This window comes from Leptolyngbya sp. CCNP1308 (assembly GCF_034932455.1).
Taxonomy (GTDB): Bacteria; Cyanobacteriota; Cyanobacteriia; order Phormidesmidales; family Phormidesmidaceae; genus Nodosilinea.
In genome coordinates, this window is the sequence record NZ_JAYGIH010000008.1 from 1 (window position 1) to 21281 (window position 21281).

Sequence of the window (21281 nt, forward strand, 5' to 3'; positions counted from 1 at the left end):
AGAAGCTAGAGAATCACATTGGTGCGATCTGGACGTTCATCCACGACTACAATCGCCGCGTCAGAGAGAAGTTGGCAGAACGGGAATCGCCTACGTTTTCCTCTGTCCTTTACTAAAGTGCACTACCATCTCGGTTTCTAGAACCAGGGGGACATCGGTCTACCGTCCTAGTTTTTAAGATACAAGGGGGATCTCCACTTTTGCTACAAGAAATAGGACTTTTCAAACATCCTCTTAGGTTCATTCTTCCTCCTTCTGTTGCGCTTTCTTCTTAGCATAGATACTGCGCATGTGTTTTTTCACAGTATTTGGCGTAATGCCCAACTCAGCGGCGATCTGTTTGTAGGTGCAGTTGCTCTGCTGCAAGAGCCATACTTCCTTTTCTCGGGGAGTTAATCCGTAACGTTCCGCCTCTTCAATGACGAGATTAAGAATAGCCTGCTGTCGATCCTCAATGGTGATCAACAACCAGGGATGGCCAATGACATCGAGATTCAGCCAGCGGGAACAAATGTGAAGGGTTGTTACAGCGTTGGTGAAAATATCAAATTCAATCAACCAGTTCTGGTCAGGAAACAGGTGCCGACTCTGCACCAGCGATCTATAAATATGCCAGATTTCGTTGGGAATAGAATTCTGGGGGTTCTCCGACTGCTTTAATCGACCCAAGATTTGGTATGCCGCTTCGCTAGCATAAATTAGCTTTTGCTGATCGTCAAAAACTAAAATGCCTCCGATGAATTCTTCTGCAAAAGCCCTGCTAATTTGGTATTTACTGGCTCCTTCGTAATCAATATCGGGTAAAATTTTCTGCCCTAAATATTCATCAATTAAGACTCTAAAGTTTGGTTTGAGAGTAGATGATTCCATAGTTCTAGGGCTCAGATAAAACCTGCTAATGCCTACAAAATCTCTCGTATTTCCAGGAAATTTCTATACTCTGATTCCATCATGGTTTGAAAGGAGGGATAGCGATCGGCTCCAGGCAACCAATCGCCAAAAAACCAGGCTTCCCATTCCTGTTGACGGTCAACCACCCTTGGATTTAGAAGATAAATGGAAGACTCTCCCTTTTCGCTGATGCATAAACAAGCACTCAAATACTCGGCCCTGATCTTGCTACAATCTTGTTCCTGGCCGTAGGTAAAGTACTCGTCATCGGAAATAGAATGGCCACTCGATGCTCCATTGTATGGATTGTCAGATGGCATTAGAGATTGGCAATAACCAAATTTCTGATTGAAGGATATAATCCACTCAGCATGCCTCACAGCAAACCACTCAACCTCCTCTACGGCCAGAATGCGGTAGATAAAAGGGGTGGTTTGACGCCAGCCATTGCTGACTTTTAAAAACTCTCGATAAGAGGGAGGCAGCCTAATCGAGAGTCGGGCCTCCACCGCTGCTATCTGTACTTCAGAGGCCCCAGGGAAGCCAAGCCATTCAGACTCCACAACTTCTGAATCAAGATGATCTAATTCCTGGGTATGAGTTAGATAGTCTTGACTCCAGTTTTTGAGAAATCCCTGCCAATCGAAGCTACTCATGGCCAGCGCTCATAATATTTTTTGTCCGGCGGTTGAGCAGTTTAGATGACTTGAAGACGTGATATTTCATGGATAGCTAGGGGAATGTCAACGCCTTGGAAGGCAATTAAAATCTGTAACCGATAGAGGCCCGATGGCAAAGCAGTTGCCGCGATCGCAGTCTGATATTGGGTCTGGCCATTGGTCAGTACCCGAGGCGGGCTTTTGCCGAGGGGTATTGTGAGATGGGGGTAGTTTAGGGTTTTGGCAAAGCCTTCTAGGCTGTAGCTCACGTCAGACGGCAGAGTCCTTTGCACTAACTCAGGGAATTCAAGACCAACCCCGACTTGAAAGGGCTGGTTTGCTTGCAACGACCCAGGAAAGCCAGCATCTTCGGCAAGCGCCACGATTGGCAGGCTCGTTTCCGGTGGCTGTAGCAGCATCACCTGACGCACCTGTACTATCAGCTCCCGTTCCGGGGGTGGAAGTTGGGGTGGAGGTAGAGGTGGGGGTGGGGGTGGCACAGGAATCTGCTGCTGAAACCAGGCCCGAAGAGAATCGCTCACGTGCTCGTCTTCAGGGAGATGGAAGAAGACATGGCCAACATGTTGCACCCAGGCCCGCAGGGAATCGCTCGCCTGATCGGTAAGCACCAGGGAAGCCTTGGAGACTGGATTGAACAGACGCCAGCGGTGAACCGCTTCCTCTCCGTGGGTTTGAAATTCTAGCAGCACCGTGGCCTGGGTTTGCCACTCCTCGGCGATCGCGTCGGCAGACACCTTCTCCGCCTCCGCCATGGCCTCTCCTGCGGGAAGATGATCGGGAGCCGGAAAAATCGTCTTATCTGCCTGCTGGGTTCGGGGTTCAACCTGTTGCCGAGTCTCCGCCTCAATTAATTGACGGGCTTGGGCGATCCAGGCAGCCGCATTGGACCGGGTGATTGGGTACCCCGCGTCCCGGAAGGCAGATTCAATGGCTGCTGCTTCAGCTGCGGCCAAGTCGAGCACAGTAGCGATCGCCAGCAACGTCTGAAGCTGCTGCTGTCGGGTCGGGCCGATGCCCTTAATCTGATTCAAAGAATACTCGTTCGAGGGGGGTGAGCCGCTAGGGGGAGTCGTCATCGTTCGTTCTCCACTAAGGCCAGGCAAACGCAAGGTTGCCTGATATGGCAAGGGTCGAAGAAAACTGGCAGGCACTAGTAACCTGCAAGTGTGGGAAATTTGTCTGGGCACCTCAGACGGCTGTGCCAATCCAGGTCAGGGGGTAAGCCGGTAGGCCATCAGCGGCTACCCTGCCCCTAAAGCCGTTTAGGAAAAGGGCTGGTTGGCAATTTGTACCCGGCGCTCGCCAATGTAGCCATAGCCAAAGATAAACTGGCCGCAGCGGTGGGTCAGAGGGCCGACTTCAACCGTAGCCCCTACCAGGTAATAGCCCTTGGTCAAACCCAGATCCTGAGGTTTGAGGATGGTGCCGACCCAGTACTTAAAGACATCTTCTTGGGAGGTCGCCACCACCTCAAGGTCTTTTTCTGCGGAGGCAGCACCCAGCCCTTCAAAGTGGAAGTAGGCTTTGATAGTCACCCCCAGGCAAAGTAGCAGACGGGTCAGAGGGCTTTGATCAAACTTGATCACTAAACCCACTCGCATATCTTCGTCCAGGTCGATGATGTGCTTAGACTGCTCAGGGTGAGGGCCCCAGGGGGGGAGTTGCCCTCTCATTCCCGTGGCTTTGAGATGGTAAAGCTCAAACTGACTTTGGCCAAGAATTTCTCGACTATAGGTTTCGGTATCGGTAACAAGCCCCCCTTGAGCTGGCAACTTTAGGGCCATCTCTGTAGGCGGGTCAACAATTTCGACGGGCAAAACCACTTCTGATTTTTGCTCAATTGTAGGCAGGGTCGTAGTCATAGAGGTATCCTCTTTATTTCGACGTGAGGTCATCAAGCAAGCAAGCGGGAGCCGAAGCTCCAAACCGAAGGATCAGTTCAGCGATTGCTTGTACCTTAGATAGTTGCAAAGTGGCCAAGGTTTGAAAATTCCCCCCTATGGGTACCGTGCTACAAACCCTGGCAAATCCAACTGGGTCACAGGTCTAGGGTCAAAAGAAGTCTAATGATCGGTAAAAGTCCTACATACAAACGGCCAGAGCCTTGACTAGGAAATCCCAGTGCCCCAGGGTTTGTAGCAATTTCACCATGCTACCGCTGGCCTCAAATATCTCAGTAGTTACACGGATATAGTAGATATCGTTGGCTGAATGCGAGCAATATCCTCAATATTGGCTAGAGTCGCTACCTAACCTGGCGTGACTTCATCATGGAACTGAGGGGTAATCCTGCGGGCAAGGGCATCAATGTTAGCTTTTTGCCCGTATTTGATGATGGGGGCAATCGGCACTTAGGGCAGTTCATAGGTAAGTAGCGTAGGAGGCTTAGGGGCGTGGCTATGGTGCCATAGCTGTAATCGAGCGCCCTTAAGTGCATACACAGGTGAATCATGTTCAATAAAAATCCCTTTTTAGATCTGGATCTAGTCCTTGAACAGGCTCTCACTAACTATTCTGACAATGCCCAAGAACATGACCTATATCTGGTCTTAAAGCAAATTATCCCCAGCATTTTGGATGGGGTAATTTTGTTTGATGAACACAACCATATGATTTACGCCAACTCGAAAGCTACGGCAATCATCCAGAAATTTGCCCGAAATGCCCCGTTTTTAGAGGACATACCTGCGGAAATTGCTTACATTAAACGATTTATGGTAGAGGCTAAGGAGAAGTTTTCTCACCAAAATTGGCTTAACCAATTTACAATCTTTGTAGATTGTCTATCCGTATTTCATGTTCACGGTCGCTGGATTCAAGATAGCAGCTCTGGGCAAAACTACTTGCTATTAAAAATGGAAGATCAGAACCAATTCTCCCAAAATCTTGCTCTAGAAGAGGCCAAGCGGTTGGGTTTGACCCTAAGGGAACAAGAGGTTTGGTTGTTATATCGGGCCAACTATACCTATAAACAGATTGCTGAGACGTTAAATATTACACCCAACACCGTTAAAAAACATATGAAAAGCATCCTGGTTAAACAGCGATCGGTCAAAGGGTAGTCTCTAGGGTGACCCTATTGATCCAAGGCGGTTCACTAAAATCAAGGAATGTATTGATTTATACTTTGTCTTGCGGTGGCCTCCACCCCTAAGTTACCTCAATAACTACGTTGCCTGACCTAGAGCGCTGGAGAGGTGGGGTACCCAAGCAGGGTAGTAAGATCGCGATCGCTGATATGTTTCTTTACGTTTTTAGGCCCTAATTGGCTGTTTTCGCTCCTTGTTAATTGCGCCCAATCAATGAATACAGCGCGTTTTATAGGGGCGAGCATTCAATTGGGTTGGCGCAGGCGATTTGGAAAGTTAATGTACCATCCTCAAACATCTCCAAGATTAAGTAATTCGTCAGGATGAGGTTTGTGATGGGTGATGGGGGGTGCATCCCAGTCTTGCAAGACTCACCTTGAGAAGTAACCGTTCAGATACGCACACCGCTGTTGCAGCACTTGTTGTACGTTGCCTTCACCCCACTGAGACCCCGAAATCTTCAGGCGACGCCAATCTGCTTGACCGTTGACTCAATCTTCCCCGAGCCAATGGAAATGCCCTCGGCTTGATAGAGGCATAGTTAACGATGCGGGGTCGATGTTTGGCCAAGTACGCGATCAAGCGTTCTGCCCGCTCATGAGGCCAGTCATCAAACTGCTTGACGGCACCCTCAACACCGCGCCAGAGACAGGCTTCGACGGCGTTCAACTGCTGCTGTGACCCGCCAATATGGCCTAATTTTTCCATCAGGTGATACCAGACTAGAATTTCCAACCGCTTCATCGAGGCATCCACCTGGGCAAAGAGGTTCCAAATCCCGTCGTGACCGTCGCCTAGGCACACCAACGGCAATGCCAGCGGTTGCTGATTGACCCAGGCCACCAGCGTGTTATTGGCCTTCAAGAACGTGGCAACACAGTACTGGTGGAGGTTGACGCCCTTGTAGTCGCGCCATTCACTCGGTTGGCCTTGGGGGGCCGCAAGCGCACCTTACCGCCATCGATACTCATCTCTTTAACGCCACCATCCACTGCCTCAGAGGGGAAATCCTGGCGGTGCACTAGCCGTTGCTGGGTGCTCTTGGATACCGACAGGCCGGTGAGCACAGCTATATCCTCGGCCGTATTGTCATAGGACTCGTTGGCACTCAGCAGCAGGCAACACCGCTCGAGGTGCGGACTCCACTGGGTTCAGGCCTTGAGCCCTAGCCGATGTCCTTGCTGCTCACTTAGACTCAATCGGCCAATGACGCTGGTGATGCTTCGCTGACGGCCTCGGGTTGTGCCGCTGCTCGTGCGGATAAAAAACGGCCGAGTCCTGGCCCCACATGCTCCAGCAAGTGGCCACTCACTGCTTTCTCGATTCCCTCTAGAGTCTTCACCGCTTCTGGATCGGTCTCTTCGTAGAGCAATGCGGCTAACTCCTGCGTGAGTTCTTTCAGGCGGGCTTGTTTGGATTCATCCATGGGGCTGACCGGTAGAGCAAACGATGCCCAAAGCTTAGCGCTCGTACTACCGTTCAAGAACAAGCATTAATGCTCATTACATAACTAGGATGTACCCGACTCTATAGCTATAGTCAACTGGTTTAGGACATCCAACCCCACTAGAACCGTTCAAACGTTCGAACGTTCGTTTTTAGGGGAAATGTCTTACCCAGACTGGCTACAGCTACAAAACGTCGTTTATAGCCTCACAAGATACAGAATGGCGTTGAACACGGCCTTCAGGCAGAGACGTATAACAAATTTCATCACTCAAGTATTTTAGGCAATCACACTTTGCTACATAGCTAGCTGATTTGGGGTAGCGCTTGCTCCACTGGGCCAAAGATTCTATCTGTCAACTTCACATACCAAGCAGCGGCCTGCACCTGAATAATGTAGGCCATGGCAATAATCAGGGCAATTTCTGACCCCTGTTCGCCCCCAAAGGCGGTGATGGCGATCGCCAGCGCAATGGACAGATTTCGCATCACCGTGCCGTAGACCAGGGCGATCGCATCCCCCCGATTAAACAGCAGCTTGCCCATCAGAGTACTGAGCACAAAATTGCCCAGGTACAAAATCGCTAGCGGCACCAAAAATGACACCAAGATCATAGGTTTGCTCACAATGGCCTCGGCCTTCAGCGCCATCGCCACAAACACCACTCCCAAAACCCCCAGGGTCGAAAAGGCGGGGAACTTCTGCTTTAGGGACTTGTTGTATTTGTCTGCCCCCACGACGCGAATCAGCAGTAGGCGAGTGGCGACCCCCAAGAGCATGGGCAAAAACACAATCACAATGATCTGGCGAAAAATGTCGGCTAGGGGAATTTCAATTGCCGCCCCCATCAGCCATCTTGCATAAAAAGGAGTGGCGATCGATCCTAAAATTAGGCCGATCACGGTCATTTTGACCGCTGCGTTCAGGTTGCCTTTGGCAAAGCCCGTCCAGGAAATGGTCATGCCGCTGGTGGGCAACAGCGAGGCCAGCAGCAGGCCCAGGGCGACCAGGGGGCGATCGGCAAAAAAGAGCTGCCCTATGCCAAAGGCAAAGAAGGGCACAACGGCAAAATTGATCAGTTGAGTGACTAATTGGAGTTTGTAATCCTGCCCAGAAAATACCTTCTGAATTTGCAGGTTAATCATCATGGGGTACACCATGAGGAAAGTCAGCGGAATGATTAAAGCCTTCAGCGGGGCGGGATTCGTGATGTATCCCACGACAATGCCTAAAATCATAGAGGCCGGAATCGCCCAGATTAAGTTTTTCTGAATTTGATCCAACAGCTTCCACATCGAAAAAATCCTTTCAAAAATAAAAACCTAGGGACTGATGGCTGATTGAATAGCCTCTTTTACGTCGGGAATAAACACCGCGTACATGCCGCGCAGATCGCCCACGTTAAAGTCGTAGGCCAAATCTTGAGGATAGCCATCTTTGACAAACTGGGGCCGCCGATCTTGCTGGCCGTGGCAGGCCAGGCAACTGGCCTCGACATTGATGCGGCGGTAGTAGCGATCGCCGACCTGTCCGTCAATGGTGGCTGTTTCCCAAAAGCCCATGAGTTCGGGCTGTTGTTCAAATTGGGCCAGGGCCATGCGGGAGTGGGGCGTGTCGGGAGAATGGGCCGGATTGCGATATTTAGCGGCAATTTGCTTCACCTGCCAGCCGTTTTCTTTGCTCAGCTCCATGGCTTTCATGCCCACGGGGCGGCAGACTTCTTTCATGGTCTCCTTCGTGGGCACTTCGGTCTGGCCTTCTAAGGTGGACGCCAGGCCAGAACGCAGCAGGTCTAACTGTTCAATTTCTTGGACGGCTTTGGCCAGTTCAGCGGGGTTAACCGCCGCCCAGGCAGAGGCGGGCTGGAGCAGCAGGACGGCGATCGCCATGCCAATGCAAACAACCATTCGATAAAGTTGCGTCATAAATGATCTCCTGAATATTTCCGAGGTTTAGGCACTGGCGGGGGTCTCTTGGGGAGAGGCGGCGATCGGTTTGACCAAATCGACGCCAAAGATCGCCCGCAGCCCCAGCCGTTCGTACCAGGGCACGGCGGCCCCCAGGCGCATTTTGGTCATGAAGTACTGCTCAAACAGGGCCTTGCCCCAGACCACCCATTTCCCCTGAACGGCGTAGGAGTAGCGGCGTTTGCCGGTAGCGGGGTCAGGCAGGACTGGAGCGGCCACGTAGAGAATGCCGGTTTCGCCAAATTCGGCGAAACAAATGGCCTCTAAGGTTGGAGTCTGGAGCGGTTTTTGGATGGCCCCCAGCTGCACGGCGATGTTGTGGGCGACGGCCATGCCCATGGCTTCGGTCATTTGTCCACTCTTTGGTAGGCCAATCGGCACGCGGAACTGCTCGGGCTGAGAGAGACTGACGCCAACCCCCAGGGCGTAGACCGAGGGAAAGTCGGAGTGTTGGTAGGTGGGCAGCACTGGAATAAAGCCCTTTTGATTGCCCAGCCCTGGGGTATTTTGAATGAACGATGCGCCCCGAAAGGCGGGGAGAATCATGGCGTACTGCTGGGGCAGGATGCGGCCATCGTCGAGGGTGATGCTGTCGGGGGCGATGGCGGTAATCGCTGCATTGGCGATCACCTCGACGCCGCGTTTGCGCAGCAGGGCGACCGTGAGTTTCTGGGCATTTTTAACGCCGCTGATGCCCAGGTGCCCGACGTAGGGTTCGGGGGTGACCAGAGTGAGTGTGGCGCGATCGCCCAGTCCTCTTTTCCGCAAAATCTGCTCCGCCATCAAGATAAATTCGTAGGCTGGCCCAAAGCAGCCCACGCCGGGAGCAGCCCCCACCACTAGCGAGCCGGGGTTTTCTAAAAACTGGAGCCACGCATCCCTGGCTTCGAGGGCGTGGCTGGGGGCGCAGATGGAGTGGGTGTAGCCATCGTGGGGCCCAAGTCCAGGGATGGCGTCGAATGCAAAGCTTGGCCCCGTTGCGATCGCCCCATAGTCGTAGTCAATCGTTTCGCCAATGTCTAGGGTGATGCGCCGGGCGTGGGGGTCGAGGGCGGTGACCTTGCTCTTCACCAGGGCGACGTTGTGGCGCTGAGCCAGGGGCTCTAGGTCGAGCTGAAAGTGATCGAGTGGATCGATAGCCAACCCGACCCGCGCCAAACCCGGAATAAAAGTGAATTTAGGCTGGTCAGAGATCAGCGTGACCTGGTGCTGCGACGGCAACAATTTCCGCAGTTCGTAGGCGGTGGGCAGCCCGCCTAGCCCGGCACCAATCACAACAACGTGAGCCATGGGAAAACCTCGATACGATTTTCAATGTATTGAGGCTGCATCGAACTCTCTGACCGCTGGGGCAGTCTGCGCTGGCCAGACCTTAGCGGCAGCGGGCTTAGCAGAAGCATTGATCTTAAATCGTTAAATAACTATTTGGCTATATTGTTGCATGTAGATGTCCTTTCGGTAACCCCAGGGGTGCTAGAGGGCGGCAGCACTAGGCACCCCGCTGTGGTCTACTCGGTCAGCAGGCTCCTCAACATCTAGGCAGTCTTTTCGTGCACCTGCATGCGCTGGGTGAGCAGGTCTGCGGTCGGTTCATCGTGGGCCTGCTCGACGGTTGCAAAGAGCGATCGCGCCGTGCGCACCACCGCCTCCTGCCCCTCCACTAGTTTGCGGATCATCTCTTCGGCATTGGGCACGCCGTCTTCTTCGCCAATGGACGAGAGCGCCGCAAACTCTTTGTAGGTGCCGGGGGCTGGAAACCCCAGCGCTCGAATGCGCTCGGCGATTATGTTGACTCAGTGAGCGATTGCCATTCTTCAACCACCTCAGGCGAGACATTTAGCGTGATCTCAGCTTGGTCGAGCGTTGGCAGCGACAGCTGTAGCGGAATGCCTAGTTCTAGCTGCATCAAAATTGGCTGTAAGTCATACTCTGCCGCATTGAGTTCGATCTGGGTTTTATCCGCAAACATCTCCTGGGATATATCGGTGGCCGTTAAGGTTTTACCCAGCGAGTCGGTAAGCGTTAGCGGTTGCGAATGATCGAGTTCGGCTGTGCCTGGAAATCCAACTATACGCAGGTAGATAGTGGCTTTTTTGGCGAGATGAGTGCGTTTGAAGGCGATCGCCTGCCAGCTATTACCCTGCTGATCTTTGAGCGTTTGGCGCGACTGGTAGACGATCTGCCCTGGGGCTTCTTCTAACTGACGCAGGGCGGCCTGGGCGGGGGCGATCGCCACATTAGTGACCACCGTTAAAACGAGGATTCCGAGGAGAAATGCTGAACCGATAGAACGTAAAATAGTCTGCATATTTACTACAATCGGGATAACATCTGCATCAGACTTTTCTCCTGATATGAACTTAATCTGACCCAGGCTAAATCAAGCCAGGGCCTTTGTGACGCCAATCATGTTTCATGGTTAGTTTGCCGTCTTCATCTTCAGATAGCTCTTGCAACTCATGGGCACGTTCTGCCTCTTCTTGGGCGGCTTGCTCGCGCAGGTCTCCAGGCACATTGACGTACATTTCTGGCTCAATCGCGTAGTTATTGATCAAGCCCTCTTTGTCTACGGTGTAGCCATCTTTGGTGTGGATCGATTCTCCGTCAGGTTCGCCATGGGGAGTGTGGCCAAAATCCTTGCCTTCTCGATGCTGACGGGCAGCAGATTCAGCCGGAATCAAGTGTGCGGCATACTGGGGAATATGCTCTTGAGAATCATTTTGGGTATTCATTGATTGGCCTTTTGTAGTGTTTTTGACGCTGGTCTATAACAAGAAACAAGCCTTAAAATGCCTCCTTTTCTACAAAATTCTGACAAGCTACTGATTGATTTTTTGAGTGAATTGGATGAACTGATTGAGTTCGATATCAAACGTGATCAGAGCTGCTTGGTTATAGCGCTCTAGTGTAGAAGATGGGTCGTTTTCAAGGGCTAACGCGCCAGCGGACTGCTAGGCGATCGCCAATCCTCTTCCCCCTAGAATCCTTATGCATCAGAGGTTTAGCAGGATTGCCCAAATCTGTCTTGCTTAACTTTAGCACTTTATAGCTAATTAGCTATATAATGTTGATTAAGTTACAAAACTATGCCGAGTTGCCTGGAAAGTCAATGCTTCATGACTGATCCAGCGGCTTGAAATCTATTCAAATTGGAGATTTTGCTATGAAAACGAATGTCGGTTTGCTGGATCGCCTGATCCGCTTACTGGTGGCGTCAGTGCTGCTTTATCTAGGGCTGTTTCTCTACAGCGGTTCTGCCCTGGGCATTGGTTTGGTCGTGGCTGGCGGTGTGCTACTGGTCACCGGGTTGGTGGGCTTCTGCGGTCTCTATAGCCTGCTGGGCCTGCGCACTAGCCAAACCCGCGAACAGATCTAGGCTCTCATCCTCATAATTTTTGGAATTACTTGGAAATCAAGATGACTTACCACTTTAGCAAAGTTGTTAATGCCTCTTTTGAGCAGGCGATCGCCCAGGTGACCGAATCGCTCAAACAAGACGGCTTTGGTATATTGACCGAAATTGACGCCCAGGCCGCCTTTAAGAAAAAGCTCAATGCCGAGTTTCGCCCCTACAAAATCTTGGGGGCCTGCCACCCGCAAATTGCCTACGAAATGCTGCAACTCGACGACAAAGCCGGGGTGCTCTACCCCTGCAATGTGGTGGTGCAAGAGCACACCGATGGCCGGGTCGAAGTCTCCGCCATTGACCCGCTGAGCATGTTTTTGCCGGTCGATAGCCCTAAGGCAAGGGACATTGCGATCGCCGCCAGCGAGAAAATGCAGCGGGTGATCGATCGCCTCCCCGCCGCCCAGTCCAATGCCACGCCCCACGAATACGCCATCTAAGGCACAAGGTTATTTATGGATACAAGTCTTCCAATCGAAGGCCCCTCCCTATCGCGGCGGCAGTTGCTCAACTTTTTAACCGGGGCCACCGTTGCCGCCACTGCTGGGTCTGCCCTCTATGTCGCAGGTAACGTCTTCGTTCCCCCATCTGAGAAAACAGGGCCGGGGGGAGCCATTCTGGCTAGAGATGCGCTAGGAAATCTAATTCCTGCCTCTCAGCTCTTGGTCGAGCCACCGGGAACGCGCGCCCTGGTAGCCGGTTTGGCTGGAGAACCCACCTACCTAATTGTCACTGAAGACAGCACCCTAGACAACATCGGCATTGTCGACAACTGTACCCACCTGGGCTGCACCTTCCCTTGGAACCCATTGGATCAGCAGTTTCAATGCCCCTGCCATGGTTCGCTCTATGCCCCCGATGGCTCGGTAGTACGGGGGCCAGCTCCTCTACCGCTCAAGATTGTGCAGGTCAACGTCAGTGATAACAGTATTTTGCTCTCACCCTGGACAGCAACTGACCCCCGCACGGGCAAGCAGCCCTGGTGGGTTTAAGCTTGCCCGCTCGAACCATGTTCCAATTCTCTGGTGTCTCATGATCCAGTCTTCTCAGTTAATCCCAGCTGTGGTAGACCTATCTCCTACAGACCTGGCTCAAGCGCCCAATGCTCCTCTGGTGATTGACGTGCGTAGCGGGCTTGAATATCGCACTGGCCACGTTTCAGGAGCGCGAAACCTCAGTCTGCCTCGCATCCTACTCGGCTTGGGGGTATCGCGCTGGTTTTTACCGCAGTGGTTTCGAGAACTTTCCCCCGATCAGCCCATTGCGGTGATCTGTTTGACCGCTCACCGCAGCCCTATTGCAGCGAAACAGCTCGTTAAAGCAGGCTTCACAACGGTCTATAACATTACTGGCGGCATGGTGGAATGGCGGCGATTAAGTTTGTAGAAACGAACAGTGCCCGTTGGCACAATCGGTATAGACGGTTTTTGGCCTGGGGTATGGCCAAGGCTACTGAGGCCGATGAGCAGACTATTCAGCTGCAAGATTGCTCCGACTACGCCACCATGGCAGACCTGAAACAATCGCTATTGGGCCATTTGCAGGGGAATGTGTTAGAAATTGGCCCCGGAGCCGGGACGAACCTGGCCTATTTCTCTCCAGATATTCATTGGATTGGGGTAGAACCCAACCTGTTTACCCATCCCTACATTCGTCAAGAAGCTGAACGTCACGGACTGAAAGACATCGACTTGTATGGTCAACAGGCGGAGCAATTGCCGGTCGAAGATGGCACCCTGGATGCCGTGGTGAGCACCTACGTGCTGTGTTCTGTGACAGACATTGATGCGACCCTAACGGACATTCAACGAGTGTTGAAACCTGGCGGCAAGTTTGTTTTTATGGAGCATGTTGCCGCGACCGATGACACCTGTACTCGCACTGTTCAGGATGGCATTACGCCGATTTGGAAGACGGTGTTTGACCACTGCCATCCCAACCGAAAAATCTGGGTAAACCTGGAAAGCGCAGGGTTTGCAACAGTAGACTATCAAACCTTTCGACTATCCGTTCCAGTGGTTAGCCCGCATATTGCTGGGGTAGCAACCCGAGCATCAATCGACCCTGAGACTGAATTGGTGCACAGCCAGAGACAATCTAGACAACCTATTTCAGGAGATATCCATGATATTTAAACAGTCAGTGCGAGCCGCAATGCTGGCTCTCGTCCTGGGGGTTTGTCTGTGGTTGGGGGTGGGGCCAAACTTGGCTATAGCAGCACCGCTGTCAGGAGCTGAATCAAGCGTTCAGGATAGGGTACAAACTCTGCCTGACGCATCCCTGGAGCTAAAAGCCGCAGTCGATCGCACCCTGACTGCCATACCCGCTGGCTTCTACAAGGTGGATGATGTGGCGGGGCTCAAACGCCTGCAAGCCGATGCTCAGGCTCAGGTGGTGGATGTGCGTGAACCGGCGGAGTACGCAGCGGGCCACATTCCTGGGGCGATTAACATGCCGCTGCGCACCTTAGCTCAGCACCTTGAGCAGATCGAGCGCGATCGCCCCGTGGTGCTCTATTGTTCGTCGGGCTATCGTTCGGCCATGGGCGTGGTGACGCTGCACCTGCTGGGCTACGACAATGTTCAGGGGTTTCCGCCCAGTTTTGCCGGGTGGAAAACGGCTGGGGAAAGGATTGCCAAGTAGTCGCGTCAGACCTGTTTAGAAACCCGGCTTCTGGCAGCGGCGCATGTTTTGAGGAATGAGTTTTGGTGCGTTGGCTGGGGAGGGGTATTGCAGTTTTGCCGGAAATGTTGGCCAGCCGAACATACCCTACGGACTGCATCAGGCAGACACCTCGAAAGGATTAGGGCTCTACGGGAATGAGTATGCTGATGTAATCGCTACTATACCGAGTCGTTATGGTGCCTCTACTCACGGAACTACTGGGTCTATCTGGTGTTGATGTCGAGTCTTATGAGGCCAGTAAGGAAGCTTGATTCTCGATGTGGAAGTCCATGCAGCGTCAGTCGTTTGTCCTCGCTGTGGCACCGTCAGTCACCATCTGCACCAAAATCATTGGCATCTCGTGCGAGACTTGCCCATCAGTCACTATGGCCAGAACTGATTACGGGTTAACCGCCGCCAGTTTAAGTGTGCGGTGTGTGGTAAGCCGTTCAGCGAGGACTTGGAATTTATGGGGGATCGGCGGAGCTATACCGACCGTTATGCCGAGCGGGTGGTCGAGCAAGTGATCCACAGTGATAATGCTAATGTGGCCCGTCATCAGGGATTAAGTGAGGATATCGTGTGGTCGATGGTAGAGTATGTGGGCGAAAAAAGTCGATATCGACGTGAGTCAGTTACGGCGTTTGGGCATTGATGAAATCGCCCTACGCAAAGGGCACAAAGACTTTGTGGTCGTTCTGAGTGACCTCGACACACATGCCCTCATTGGGATAGCCCCAGCCCGCACCCATGCCGCTATTGAGACGGTGTTGCTGGCTTGGGGAGGGGAGGTATTATCGAACATTGAGGAAGTCAGCATCGACTTATCGGGCAATTATCGGGGGTTAGTCCGGCGATTAATGCCCCACGCTGAGATTGTGGCGGACCGCTTTCATGTGATGAAGTTGGTCACTGATGAACTCAACCAAGCGCGCAACGCGTTTCGGCGTCATCCCGAAGACTTGCCAGACGGCATTACTCCGGAGGCGGCGCAAGCGGCGCTCAAAAACAGCAAGTACGCCGTCCTGAAACCAGAGGAAAAGCTGACGGACAAGCAAATCGAAAAACTTGCTGAAGTGAAAGCGGTGGCCCCCAAACTCGTCTTGATGCATGAAACCAAGGAAGCTTTTCGAGCGGTCTTTGAGGCCCAGAACGGGAGTGACGCTTTGATCAGCTTGCTGGCCTGGATGGCGATGGCGCAAAGCCTTTACCCAAACTCAGTGGCGACCATGAAGCGATGGTTTGGCGAGATTCTGCAATACTTTGAGCACAGAACCACCAGTGGCGTCGTTGAGGGCATCAACAATCGCTTAAAGCTCATCAAACGCTCCGGCTACGGGTTCAGAAATTTTGAACGGTTTGAATTGCGCTGCCTGATTAGCTGTGGCATTTCCCTGCCACGGCTGCATATTCATCCCGGTAGAGCCAGGCCGTTTTTTAAGAAGATGTTTGAAAAGTCCTATTTCTTGTAGCAAAAGTGGAGATCCCCCTAAATCCCCCTTAAAAAGGGGGACTTTTACCCCCCTTTTTAAGGGGGGCAGGGGGGATCAGCAGGTGACTAAAACTACAGCAAATCACTTTTCAAACGCCCTCTAAGAAATCCTGAGACCTTCGCACCTGTTTTAGGTCTCGTCGCAGCGTATTTAATTCTTGGCGCTCAGTGGAGGTCAATGAACTTTGGGTGTCACCGGAGTGATCAATTTGGGCTTGTTTTACCCATTTGCGCAATGCACTTTTGGTCAGACCCATTTCTTGAGCAACCTGGCTAACCGGTTTACCCGATTGGCCCACGATGCGAACAGCTTCTGCTTTTTGCTCGTCTGTAAATGTCCTTCGCGGTTTTTGGGTCATCTGGACATTCTCCTTCGTTGTCGACTCTTCGGGAATGTCCACTTTTTTGAGATAAGGTCAGTGCTCACCGCTGTCGTTCGCTCTGCTCTACCCCGCAATCAGCGTTAACAGCGCCAGGGTGCCAATAACGAGCAGACTAATGGCAGTGATGAGAGCAATAGGAATCTCAGAACTGTAGCGAAAGTCGTTGCGGCGCAGGCGTTTTAGGATCTGTTGATGCTGGATCACGGCCACCAGCAGAGCGATGTTGCCGATCGCAATGAACCCGACGGCCAGCAGTCGCACGCTCAGATCAATGCGATCGCTGCCAGATAGCCGACTGCTCTGCACCGCCGCCACAATGCGATCGATGCCAAAGCCAAAGCCAATCAGTGACAGCGCTGTGCGAATCCAGGCCATCAGGGTGCGCTCAGCGGCGGCCCGGCTGCGCTCCTTGGCCAGTTCGTTGTTGAGGTTGTAGGGCTCAGGCGCTGACGGCGGGGAGAAAGGCGGCATGGGTTTAGGCGCTAAGAAGGCAACTTTAGGGGCGATTAGAGGGGTGATTAGGGCTGTTGGGCGAGATGAATAGCGGTTTTTTCGGCCTCTAGCTCACGGGCCAAAAACACATTGAGGAAAGTTCGGATCACCGCTAGCAGGGCCAGCTTGCCCAAGGCTTCTAGGGAGGGAGCAACGGTAGTGTTGGCGATGTCGGCCCCGAGCTGAAACTCTAGGGCCAACGAGAGCCATAGGCCAAAATTGAGCCTGACTCTGTCCAGAGAGAGTTCGGGATCGTAGGCAGTGGGCTGTTTGCGAAAATAGCGACTCCAACGCTGCTTGGCCGCCAGCTGCAGCGTGGTTAGCAGCCCCACCAAAATGCAGAATACCGAGATGCCCTCTAGAATCAGCGTTAACGACCCCGCCACATGGTCGATCAGGTACTCCAACGACTCCAGCATTGATCTCTTCCTTTGCTAGCACTAGAACGGTGGGCCGGGGCCACGCTCAGAGCGCAGCCTTTGCCCTGCGGCGATAGTTGTCGATCAGCACATAGACGCTAATCAACAGGATCCACAGGGGCAAAAACAGCACTACCCAGCCCAGTCGATCGATGTGGCCGACCCGAAACAGCATGGTCAGCGCCAGGCCAAAGCCCAAAAACGACAGCCAGCGAGGCAGTACCCCAGTGCGCAAAAACAGAGTGGCGGTCGAAATCATAAACACCCCAGCCGCCCTAATGGCGTAGTTGATCACGATCTCGCGGGCGAAGGTACGACCGATCGCATAGTAGCTGGCGGCAATCTGCGGGTTGGGCTCGTTGGCGTAGAGCACCAGCAGGCTACCCGTCACCGCCGCCCCGGTGAACAGCATGGCGATAAACAACAGCCCGCTGCCCAAAAACACCGTGGCAAAGAACTGGTCTTCGTTGCTGCCCAGGCGATCGCGCACCACCCCCATAAACCACAGAAAGGCGATGCCTGCAAAGGGCACCAGGTTTAACCCCACAGTCAGCGTTTGCCGATGGGCGTTAAACACCGTTGGGCTATCCATTGTGGCGGGAAGGGCCACCAAAAAGAGCACCAAACTGGTGATAAATAACCCTGAAAACACAATGCCTGCAACGGCGGCAGACTTGGGTGCGGTGAGCCCGGCGCGGCGGGGCAGGGGAGTGTCTGGGGTCATGGTGTGCTCCGTCGCACGATTAACCGAAAACTCAGATGGCAGGTGGAGGTATCCACTGGCTCGGCCATACGGGCGGGGGGCCGGTAGCGGCGGCAGTAGCTGGGGGCGCACAAAAACGAGCCGCCCTTAATCACCCGGCGAGGAATTTTGATCTCGGGGGTCTGGGGGTCGTAGCTGGCCTCAAGGTCGCCGCCGCGCGGGTTGATCCGTTCGCCACAGCAAGCGTCTGGCTTGATCTGGTTGTGTTCCTGGTACCAGTCGGTCGTCCATTCCCAGGTGTTGCCGATGATGTCGTAGAGGCCGTAGCTATTGGGGGGAAATACTCCAATCGGGGAGGTGCCTTCGTAGCCATCAGTCTTGAGGTTTTGCCAGGGAAACTCGCCCTGCCAGGTATTGGCCATCATTTTGCCGTGGGGATGCAGCTCGTCGCCCCAGACAAACTCAGCGTTTTTGCGCCCGCCCCAGGCGGCAAACTCCCACTCGGCTTCAGTGGGGATATCCTTGCCGATCCACTGGGCGTAGGCGGCCACGTCTTCGTAGGTAACATGCACTACGGGATGGTGCTCGCGGCCTTTGATGGTGCTGCCGGGGCCTTCGGGGTGTCGCCAGTTGGCTCCAGCAATATAGGCCCACCAGTTGTAGTGGCTGCCCTTATCTACGGGGCGATCGGGCTTGACGAAGACACAGGATGACGGCTCCAAAAGCTCGGCTTTCGCACCGGGGTAATGGTCGGGATTGGCGGGGCGCTCAGCAAAGGTGACGTAGCCCGTGGCTTTGACAAACTTTTGAAACTGGGCGTTGGTGACCAGGTATTTATCCATCCAAAAGCCGTCTACGGTGACGCTGTGGGCGGGGGCCTCTTCGGCGTAGTGGTGGTCAGAGCCCATGGTGAAGGTGCCACCGGGAATCCACACCATGTCTTTGGCGGGGGGGCGACCGGGCGGTTTGGGGGTAGCTGGGGTGGGCAGGGGCGATCGCGCCATAGGGCATCTCCTTGAGATCAGTTGCGCTGGTCTGAGTCTATTGCTAGGCAAAAATGCGGTTCCAGTCGTGCTGCATATCAACCACTACCCAATCCTGCTGAGGGGCTTCCACCAGAGCTTTCTCCAGGCTGCCCATGGCCGATTTGTCGTAGGCAAACTCGCGATCGCAGTCGGTGTGTCGCACAATCAGCCCCAGGCTGGCCCCGGTTCCGGCACTCGTCCACTGCAACATCTGCAAGTCGCCATCGGAGTTGCCAAAGGCCGCGATCGGTCGGCGGCCAATGTAGTGCTGAATGGCTGCCGGTTTGCCTTCCTTGTCGTCAAAGAACAGCAGCTCCGGCAGTCGCACAATCACCGGCTGGCGATCGCGCATCTCAAAGCGAGTTTTAATGCTGCTGCCAATCACCTGCTCGGGGGGAATGCCGTAGACCTGCTCGGCCCAGGGGCGCATAAATTCCACGCCGCCGCCAGAGACGATAAAGGTTTTGAAGTCGTTAGCGCGCAGATAGTCCAGCAGCTCCAACATCGGCCGATACACCATCTCGGTAAACAGCTTTTGGGTGGTGGGGTGCTTCGCCGTCGCCAGCCAGTCCCTGACGATCGCCGTAAACTCGTCGGTGGTCATGCCCGCGTGGGTGGCCATTACCAGCTCTACTAGGGCATGCTCCCCTCCGGCCAGCGCAGATTTGACATCGCCTTTGAGTACCGATGCGAACAGCTCTTGATCACTCCACTCCGGATACTGGGGGGCCAGCGCTTTGATCCGGTCAAAGACAAAGAAGGCTTGCACATACATCGGGTACTCGCACCAGAGAGTACCGTCATTGTCGAAGGTGGCAATGCGATGGTTGGGGGGCACAAAGGTGGAGCTGTGGGACGTAGTCACCTGGGCCACAAAATCGAGAATGGCCTGCTTAGCAGCTCCATCATTCCAGCAGGGAAGAGGATCGGTCATGGAAGAACATCAATGGGTATGGGGCACTCAGTGGTTTAGACCTCCGGGGTTTTGCAAACCCCGGAGGTCTTCGCGACTCAGGCCTAGTGGTTGCGGCTGCTGCCCGATTCCTCTAATTGCCGCATCACTGCATCCAGGTTGAACGAGGCAGGCTTTTGGCGGGGCGGAAACTTTTGGAAGGCCTCGATCTGCTGGGCTACCACCGCCTGCATGCCATAGACCAGGTAGGCGTGGGAAATTACCCAATCCCAGTAGGTGTTGGAGTTCTCATCGGCCCGCTCAAAGGGGTCGCGACGCAGGTTAAACATTTTGGGGGCGCGCAGCTTTACAAAGGGCTCAAACCAGCACTGCAAGGTCTTAGCCCGCTGCTCCATCAGCACTGTCTTCCAGTCGCCGACGCGAATGGCCAGAATGTCGCCATCGTCGCTGATGTAGAAGAAATATTTGCGAGGGCTTTCCTCCACTTCGCCCGTTAGGTAGGGCAGCATGTTGAAGCCGTCGAGATGCACCTTGTAGGTGCGATCGCCAATGGTATGACCACTCAGCAGCTTTTCTTTCACCTCAGGCTCACCCGCCGCCGCCAGCAGGGTCGGCAAAATGTCCTGGTGCGAAACAATGCCATTCACTACCGAGCCTGCCGGAATCTTACCCGGCCAGCGCAGAAACGCCGGCACCCGCCAGCCGCCTTCCCAGTTGGTGTTTTTCTCACTGCGGAAGGGAGTGATACCCGCATCGGGCCAGGTGTTGTAGTGAACGCCGTTGTCGGTGGAGTACATGACGATGGTGTCGTCGGCGATGCCCAGCTCGTCGAGCTTGTCGAGCATTTCGCCGATGTGCTCGTCGTGGGCCACCATGGCATCGTTGTAGTCGCCCTGGCCGCTCTTGCCCCGGTTTTTGTCAGCCACGTGGGTGCGAAAGTGCATCGCCGTGGTGTTGTACCACATAAAGAAGGGCTTATTGTCTTGGTGGGCCTGGTCGATGAACTTCAGGGCGCGTTCCGTCACCTCGTCATCAATGGTTTCCATCCGCTTTTTGGTCAACGGGCCGGTGTCTTCAATGGTTTGACCGCCTTTGCCATCGGCTAGGCAGTGCAGCACTCCGCGAGGGCCAAACCGCTTCTTAAACTCGGGGTCTTTGGGATAGTCCGGGTCTTCGGGCTCTTCTTCGGCGTTGAGGTGGTAGAGGTTGCCAAAAAATTCGTCAAAGCCGTGCATCGTGGGCAAAAACTCATCCTTATCGCCAAAGTGGTTTTTGCCAAACTGGCCGGTGGTGTAGCCCAGGGGCTTGAGTAGCTCGGCAATGGTGGGGTCTTCTTTTTGCAGACCCAAATCGGCCCCCGGCATGCCCACCTTGGTCAACCCGGTGCGAATGGGGTTTTGCCCGGTGATGAAGGCGGCGCGACCGGCGGTGCAGCTTTGCTGGCCATAGTAGTCGGTGAAGGCGACCCCTTCGTTGGCAACGCGATCGATATTGGGGGTGCGGTAGCCCATCTGGCCCCGGCTGTTGTAGCTGATGTTCCACCAGCCGATGTCGTCGCCCCAGAGAATGAGAATGTTGGGTTTACCGTTGGGCATGGATTTTATCCTTTTAGTAAGTGTTTTAAGGACGGGGGCTACCCTCGATGAGGTCTGCCGTGACCGGGATAGCGGCGATGTCAGATGCAGAATGGGGAATGGAGATGCAGCGCAT

At 53.8% G+C, this 21281-nt stretch carries 26 protein-coding genes and 2 pseudogenes; 10 read left to right on the top strand and 18 right to left on the bottom strand.

Features of this window, described 5'->3' with window-relative positions; translation table 11 throughout:
* Positions 1-240: 240 nt before the first annotated feature.
* The 4 genes from VB780_RS05525 to VB780_RS05540 all read right to left on the bottom strand — a co-directional run bounded on the left by VB780_RS05525 (position 241) and on the right by VB780_RS05540 (position 3433).
* A complete protein-coding gene (locus tag VB780_RS05525; protein WP_323350143.1) occupies positions 241-870 on the bottom strand; it encodes a helix-turn-helix transcriptional regulator in 630 nt (209 codons plus the stop codon).
* A gap of 32 nt (positions 871-902) precedes the next feature.
* The gene (locus VB780_RS05530; RefSeq protein ID WP_323350144.1) at positions 903-1547 is read right to left on the bottom strand and encodes an SMI1/KNR4 family protein; all 645 of its coding nucleotides are present in this window, start codon (positions 1545-1547) and stop codon (positions 903-905) included.
* Positions 1548-1588: 41 nt separating this feature from the next.
* Entirely contained in the window at positions 1589-2647 is a 1059-nt protein-coding gene (locus tag VB780_RS05535) for a hypothetical protein (protein WP_323350145.1), read from the bottom strand.
* 186 nt (positions 2648-2833) lie between these two features.
* Complete coding sequence (locus VB780_RS05540; protein ID WP_323350146.1) at positions 2834-3433, bottom strand: hypothetical protein; 600 nt, start codon at positions 3431-3433, stop codon at positions 2834-2836.
* Positions 3434-4021: 588 nt separating this feature from the next.
* Between VB780_RS05540 and VB780_RS05545 the strand changes: the two genes are divergently transcribed.
* Positions 4022-4633, top strand: coding sequence for a helix-turn-helix transcriptional regulator (locus tag VB780_RS05545; protein WP_323350147.1), 612 nt, complete (start codon positions 4022-4024; stop codon positions 4631-4633).
* Positions 4634-5031: 398 nt separating this feature from the next.
* Here VB780_RS05545 and VB780_RS05550 read toward each other — a convergent pair.
* From VB780_RS05550 to VB780_RS05580, 7 genes and pseudogenes are all read right to left on the bottom strand, one after another.
* Positions 5032-6086: pseudogene (locus VB780_RS05550) on the bottom strand (ISKra4 family transposase).
* Between the two features lie 326 nt (positions 6087-6412).
* Positions 6413-7402: an arsenic resistance protein gene (locus VB780_RS05555; RefSeq protein WP_323350148.1), complete on the bottom strand. Its 990-nt coding sequence runs from the start codon at positions 7400-7402 to the stop codon at positions 6413-6415.
* Between the two features lie 27 nt (positions 7403-7429).
* On the bottom strand, positions 7430-8032 hold the full coding sequence (locus VB780_RS05560) for a DUF3365 domain-containing protein (RefSeq protein ID WP_323350149.1): 603 nt from the start codon (positions 8030-8032) through the stop codon (positions 7430-7432).
* A gap of 27 nt (positions 8033-8059) precedes the next feature.
* Positions 8060-9364 carry an NAD(P)/FAD-dependent oxidoreductase gene (locus tag VB780_RS05565; RefSeq protein WP_323350150.1) on the bottom strand — a complete coding sequence of 435 codons (1305 nt, stop codon included), beginning with the start codon at positions 9362-9364 and terminating at the stop codon, positions 8060-8062.
* Positions 9365-9609: 245 nt separating this feature from the next.
* A pseudogene (locus VB780_RS05570) lies at positions 9610-9867 on the bottom strand (Dps family protein); the annotation flags it as partial.
* Positions 9858-10382 (bottom strand): DUF3122 domain-containing protein, encoded by a 525-nt coding sequence (locus VB780_RS05575; RefSeq protein WP_323350151.1) that lies wholly within the window; start codon positions 10380-10382, stop codon positions 9858-9860. The gene VB780_RS05575 and the pseudogene VB780_RS05570, both read right to left, overlap by 10 nt.
* A 67-nt stretch (positions 10383-10449) precedes the next feature.
* On the bottom strand, positions 10450-10806 hold the full coding sequence (locus VB780_RS05580; RefSeq protein WP_323350152.1) for a hypothetical protein: 357 nt from the start codon (positions 10804-10806) through the stop codon (positions 10450-10452).
* 431 nt (positions 10807-11237) lie between these two features.
* On the opposite strand from VB780_RS05580, the gene VB780_RS05585 reads away from it, so the two are divergent.
* The 9 genes from VB780_RS05585 to VB780_RS05615 all read left to right on the top strand — a co-directional run bounded on the left by VB780_RS05585 (position 11238) and on the right by VB780_RS05615 (position 15616).
* Positions 11238-11450 carry a DUF2892 domain-containing protein gene (locus tag VB780_RS05585; RefSeq protein ID WP_323350153.1) on the top strand — a complete coding sequence of 71 codons (213 nt, stop codon included), beginning with the start codon at positions 11238-11240 and terminating at the stop codon, positions 11448-11450.
* Positions 11451-11491: 41 nt separating this feature from the next.
* On the top strand, positions 11492-11920 hold the full coding sequence (locus VB780_RS05590; RefSeq protein ID WP_323350154.1) for a DUF302 domain-containing protein: 429 nt from the start codon (positions 11492-11494) through the stop codon (positions 11918-11920).
* Positions 11921-11935: 15 nt separating this feature from the next.
* On the top strand, positions 11936-12472 hold the full coding sequence (gene petC / locus VB780_RS05595; RefSeq protein WP_323350155.1) for a cytochrome b6-f complex iron-sulfur subunit: 537 nt from the start codon (positions 11936-11938) through the stop codon (positions 12470-12472).
* A 70-nt stretch (positions 12473-12542) separates the two neighbouring features.
* Positions 12543-12866, top strand: a complete 324-nt coding sequence (locus tag VB780_RS05600; protein WP_323350156.1) for a rhodanese-like domain-containing protein — start codon at positions 12543-12545, stop codon at positions 12864-12866.
* Entirely contained in the window at positions 12845-13615 is a 771-nt protein-coding gene (locus tag VB780_RS05605) for a class I SAM-dependent methyltransferase (RefSeq protein ID WP_323350157.1), read from the top strand. Before VB780_RS05600 ends, VB780_RS05605 begins: the two co-directional genes overlap by 22 nt.
* Complete coding sequence (locus VB780_RS05610; protein WP_323350158.1) at positions 13605-14123, top strand: rhodanese-like domain-containing protein; 519 nt, start codon at positions 13605-13607, stop codon at positions 14121-14123. The genes VB780_RS05605 and VB780_RS05610 overlap by 11 nt, the downstream gene beginning before the upstream one ends.
* Before the next feature lie 301 nt (positions 14124-14424).
* The gene (locus VB780_RS31340) at positions 14425-14544 is read left to right on the top strand and encodes a transposase family protein (RefSeq protein ID WP_416349201.1); all 120 of its coding nucleotides are present in this window, start codon (positions 14425-14427) and stop codon (positions 14542-14544) included.
* Positions 14545-14613: 69 nt separating this feature from the next.
* Positions 14614-14799 carry a transposase family protein gene (locus VB780_RS31345; RefSeq protein WP_416349202.1) on the top strand — a complete coding sequence of 62 codons (186 nt, stop codon included), beginning with the start codon at positions 14614-14616 and terminating at the stop codon, positions 14797-14799.
* Positions 14744-15616, top strand: coding sequence for an ISL3 family transposase (locus tag VB780_RS05615; RefSeq protein WP_323350159.1), 873 nt, complete (start codon positions 14744-14746; stop codon positions 15614-15616). The genes VB780_RS31345 and VB780_RS05615 overlap by 56 nt, the downstream gene beginning before the upstream one ends.
* Before the next feature lie 109 nt (positions 15617-15725).
* Here the strand turns inward: VB780_RS05615 and VB780_RS05620 are convergent, their stop codons facing one another.
* From VB780_RS05620 to VB780_RS05650, 7 genes are all read right to left on the bottom strand, one after another.
* Positions 15726-15995 carry a transposase gene (locus VB780_RS05620; RefSeq protein ID WP_323350160.1) on the bottom strand — a complete coding sequence of 90 codons (270 nt, stop codon included), beginning with the start codon at positions 15993-15995 and terminating at the stop codon, positions 15726-15728.
* Between the two features lie 87 nt (positions 15996-16082).
* Complete coding sequence (locus VB780_RS05625; RefSeq protein WP_323350161.1) at positions 16083-16490, bottom strand: YidH family protein; 408 nt, start codon at positions 16488-16490, stop codon at positions 16083-16085.
* A gap of 47 nt (positions 16491-16537) precedes the next feature.
* A complete protein-coding gene (locus tag VB780_RS05630; protein WP_323350162.1) occupies positions 16538-16930 on the bottom strand; it encodes a DUF1622 domain-containing protein in 393 nt (130 codons plus the stop codon).
* 46 nt (positions 16931-16976) lie between these two features.
* The gene (locus VB780_RS05635) at positions 16977-17654 is read right to left on the bottom strand and encodes a hypothetical protein (RefSeq protein WP_323350163.1); all 678 of its coding nucleotides are present in this window, start codon (positions 17652-17654) and stop codon (positions 16977-16979) included.
* The gene (locus tag VB780_RS05640; protein WP_323350164.1) at positions 17651-18637 is read right to left on the bottom strand and encodes a formylglycine-generating enzyme family protein; all 987 of its coding nucleotides are present in this window, start codon (positions 18635-18637) and stop codon (positions 17651-17653) included. Before VB780_RS05640 ends, VB780_RS05635 begins: the two co-directional genes overlap by 4 nt.
* Positions 18638-18680: 43 nt before the next feature.
* Positions 18681-19592, bottom strand: a complete 912-nt coding sequence (locus VB780_RS05645; RefSeq protein ID WP_323350165.1) for an HAD family hydrolase — start codon at positions 19590-19592, stop codon at positions 18681-18683.
* Positions 19593-19675: 83 nt separating this feature from the next.
* Complete coding sequence (locus VB780_RS05650; protein WP_323350166.1) at positions 19676-21166, bottom strand: arylsulfatase; 1491 nt, start codon at positions 21164-21166, stop codon at positions 19676-19678.
* Positions 21167-21281: the final 115 nt, after the last annotated feature.

What these genes read in the sequence shown, in the direction of transcription:
- VB780_RS05525 (WP_323350143.1), bottom strand. Translation starts at nt 870, where the DNA reads ATGGAATCATCTACTCTCAAACCAAACTTTAGAGTCTTAATTGATGAA.
- VB780_RS05530 (WP_323350144.1), bottom strand. Translation starts at nt 1,547, where the DNA reads ATGAGTAGCTTCGATTGGCAGGGATTTCTCAAAAACTGGAGTCAAGAC.
- VB780_RS05535 (WP_323350145.1), bottom strand. Translation starts at nt 2,647, where the DNA reads ATGACGACTCCCCCTAGCGGCTCACCCCCCTCGAACGAGTATTCTTTG.
- VB780_RS05540 (WP_323350146.1), bottom strand. Translation starts at nt 3,433, where the DNA reads ATGACTACGACCCTGCCTACAATTGAGCAAAAATCAGAAGTGGTTTTG.
- VB780_RS05545 (WP_323350147.1), top strand. Translation starts at nt 4,022, where the DNA reads ATGTTCAATAAAAATCCCTTTTTAGATCTGGATCTAGTCCTTGAACAG.
- VB780_RS05555 (WP_323350148.1), bottom strand. Translation starts at nt 7,402, where the DNA reads ATGTGGAAGCTGTTGGATCAAATTCAGAAAAACTTAATCTGGGCGATT.
- VB780_RS05560 (WP_323350149.1), bottom strand. Translation starts at nt 8,032, where the DNA reads ATGACGCAACTTTATCGAATGGTTGTTTGCATTGGCATGGCGATCGCC.
- VB780_RS05565 (WP_323350150.1), bottom strand. Translation starts at nt 9,364, where the DNA reads ATGGCTCACGTTGTTGTGATTGGTGCCGGGCTAGGCGGGCTGCCCACC.
- VB780_RS05575 (WP_323350151.1), bottom strand. Translation starts at nt 10,382, where the DNA reads ATGCAGACTATTTTACGTTCTATCGGTTCAGCATTTCTCCTCGGAATC.
- VB780_RS05580 (WP_323350152.1), bottom strand. Translation starts at nt 10,806, where the DNA reads ATGAATACCCAAAATGATTCTCAAGAGCATATTCCCCAGTATGCCGCA.
- VB780_RS05585 (WP_323350153.1), top strand. Translation starts at nt 11,238, where the DNA reads ATGAAAACGAATGTCGGTTTGCTGGATCGCCTGATCCGCTTACTGGTG.
- VB780_RS05590 (WP_323350154.1), top strand. Translation starts at nt 11,492, where the DNA reads ATGACTTACCACTTTAGCAAAGTTGTTAATGCCTCTTTTGAGCAGGCG.
- petC (WP_323350155.1), top strand. Translation starts at nt 11,936, where the DNA reads ATGGATACAAGTCTTCCAATCGAAGGCCCCTCCCTATCGCGGCGGCAG.
- VB780_RS05605 (WP_323350157.1), top strand. Translation starts at nt 12,845, where the DNA reads ATGGCGGCGATTAAGTTTGTAGAAACGAACAGTGCCCGTTGGCACAAT.
- VB780_RS05610 (WP_323350158.1), top strand. Translation starts at nt 13,605, where the DNA reads ATGATATTTAAACAGTCAGTGCGAGCCGCAATGCTGGCTCTCGTCCTG.
- VB780_RS31345 (WP_416349202.1), top strand. Translation starts at nt 14,614, where the DNA reads ATGGGGGATCGGCGGAGCTATACCGACCGTTATGCCGAGCGGGTGGTC.
- VB780_RS05615 (WP_323350159.1), top strand. Translation starts at nt 14,744, where the DNA reads ATGTGGGCGAAAAAAGTCGATATCGACGTGAGTCAGTTACGGCGTTTG.
- VB780_RS05620 (WP_323350160.1), bottom strand. Translation starts at nt 15,995, where the DNA reads ATGACCCAAAAACCGCGAAGGACATTTACAGACGAGCAAAAAGCAGAA.
- VB780_RS05625 (WP_323350161.1), bottom strand. Translation starts at nt 16,490, where the DNA reads ATGCCGCCTTTCTCCCCGCCGTCAGCGCCTGAGCCCTACAACCTCAAC.
- VB780_RS05630 (WP_323350162.1), bottom strand. Translation starts at nt 16,930, where the DNA reads ATGCTGGAGTCGTTGGAGTACCTGATCGACCATGTGGCGGGGTCGTTA.
- VB780_RS05635 (WP_323350163.1), bottom strand. Translation starts at nt 17,654, where the DNA reads ATGACCCCAGACACTCCCCTGCCCCGCCGCGCCGGGCTCACCGCACCC.
- VB780_RS05640 (WP_323350164.1), bottom strand. Translation starts at nt 18,637, where the DNA reads ATGGCGCGATCGCCCCTGCCCACCCCAGCTACCCCCAAACCGCCCGGT.
- VB780_RS05645 (WP_323350165.1), bottom strand. Translation starts at nt 19,592, where the DNA reads ATGACCGATCCTCTTCCCTGCTGGAATGATGGAGCTGCTAAGCAGGCC.
- VB780_RS05650 (WP_323350166.1), bottom strand. Translation starts at nt 21,166, where the DNA reads ATGCCCAACGGTAAACCCAACATTCTCATTCTCTGGGGCGACGACATC.